We start from the raw sequence: 1667 nt of genomic DNA on the forward strand, positions 1-1667 counted from the left end.
CTGCGGCTCTGGTTCGGCCGCGGGCCCGGCGTCAGCGGGGCGGGCGCGCGTCGCCAGCAGGTAGCCGCCCGCGGCGGCGGTGCACATCCAGACCAGCAGTGCGGCGATGGTCACGCGTCGCTCCTCCCTACCCGGTCGAATCTACTCGTACCGCGCTCCAGCGAGGCGCCCGGGCCGGTGCTGATGGCGCCGCCCCATGCGTACACATTCGGATGATCTTGACATCATCCGATACGTGATGCGTCAATTCTCCTAAGTGGGGGGGCATGGTGCCTCTTTAAACCGGACGCCGGGAGGCCCCGTGTCGGCTGATGAGACCACAGCGCCAGCGGTGATCACCGACGATCAGCAGCGGCTGCATGAGCTGGGTTATGCACAGGAACTACGCCGGCACATGTCCGGCTTCAGCAACTTCGCCGTCTCTTTCACGATCATCTCCATCCTGTCCGGCTGCCTGACCCTGTACGGGACGGGCCTGAACTCGGGCGGGCCGGTGATCATCACCTGGGGCTGGCCGTTCGTCGGCGTGATGACGCTGTTCGTCGGGCTGGCTATGGCCGAGGTGTGCTCCAGCTTCCCGACGGCCGGCGGCCTGTACTACTGGTCGGCGAAGCTCGCGCCGCGCAACCCGGCCGCGTGGTCGTGGTTCACCGGCTGGTTCAACTTCCTCGGCCAGGTCGCGGTGACCGCGGGCATCGACTTCGGCGCGGCGTTCTTCCTCAACGCGCTGCTCGATCTGCAATGGGGCTACGACACCCGCCCGTGGCACACGATCGTGCTGTTCGCCGCGATCCTCCTGCTGCACGGCGTGGTCAACCAGTTCGGCGTCCGGCTCGTCGCGATACTCAACAACGTCAGCGTCTGGTGGCACATCATCGGCGTGCTCATCATCGTCAGCGTGCTGGCGTTCGTGCCGTCGCACCACCAGTCGGCGTCCTGGGTGTTCGGGCACTTCGTCAACAACACCGGCTGGGGCGCCAAGTTCTACGTGCTGCTGCTCGGCCTGCTGCTCGCCCAGTACACGTTCACCGGGTACGACGCGTCGGCGCATATGACCGAGGAGACGAAATCCGCCGCAACTGCCGGGCCGCGCGGCATCGTCACCTCGATCGTGGTGTCGCTGTTCGCCGGCTGGCTGCTGCTGATCGGGATCACGTTCGCCATCCAGAACTACTCCGGCGCGGCCAGCGCCTCGGTGCCCGCCGCGCAGGTCTTTATTCAGGCGCTGGGCAATACCGGCGCCAAGCTCCTGCTGCTGGTCGTGATCGGCGCACAGCTGTTCTGCGGGATGTCGTCGGTCACCGCGAACTCGCGAATGATCTACGCGTTCTCCCGCGACGGCGCGCTGCCCGGCAGCCAGTTCTGGCATCGGGTCAACCCGAAGACGCGGACCCCGACCAACGCGATCTGGCTGGCGGCGGGCGGCGCGCTCATCCTGGGCCTGCCGTACCTGTGGAACAACACCGCGTACGTCGCCGTGACCTCGATCGCGGTGATCGGGCTCTACGTCGCCTACGTGATGCCCACGTTCCTGCGGCTGCGGCTCGGGTCCCGCTTCAAGGCCGGCCCGTGGCAGCTCGGCCGGTGGTCGCGCCCGATCGGGATCATCGCGTGCGTCTGGGTGGCCTTCATCTTCGTGCTGTTCATGCTGCCCACCGTGTCGCCGA

The 1667-nt window shown here is 67.1% G+C and carries 1 protein-coding gene; it reads left to right on the forward strand.

What is annotated here, in order from left to right:
• Positions 1 to 301: 301 nt before the first annotated feature.
• On the forward strand, positions 302 to 1667 hold a 1366-nt coding region (locus WA805_RS05650), incomplete at its 3' end, for an amino acid permease (RefSeq protein ID WP_425238719.1).

Source organism: Trebonia sp. (genome assembly GCF_049794275.1).
Taxonomy (GTDB): domain Bacteria; phylum Actinomycetota; class Actinomycetes; order Streptosporangiales; family Streptosporangiaceae; genus Trebonia.